Raw genomic sequence first — 249 nt, forward strand, 5'->3', positions numbered from 1 at the left:
TGGAGCAACCCACCCGGTAACCAGGTGACGGTGGCACCTGGGGCCTCACGGACGGTCACGCTCACCCCGCCGCGGCACGGGTACAACGTGCTGCATGTCTTCAGCCGTGACACCGCCGGCACGCCCAGCCCGACATCCCGTTATCAGTTCCTGGTCGGTTCGCCGTCGTCGCCGATCGGTCACTGAGCCTTTCCGGGTAAGGCTCTGATCACCGGGCGCGGTGTCCGGAACGGTCAAGATGTGTGGGAA

1 protein-coding gene is annotated in these 249 nt (G+C 65.9%); it reads left to right on the forward strand.

Annotated elements, in window-relative coordinates; genetic code table 11:
* The coding region (locus ACFHVL_RS31550) for a hypothetical protein (RefSeq protein ID WP_416632275.1) at nt 1-186 on the forward strand (186 nt) is incomplete at its 5' end.
* Nucleotides 187-249 lie beyond the last annotated feature (63 nt).

The sequence above is a fragment of the Micromonospora sp. LOL_023 genome, from assembly GCF_048060115.1.
GTDB lineage: Bacteria > Actinomycetota > Actinomycetes > Mycobacteriales > Micromonosporaceae > Micromonospora_E.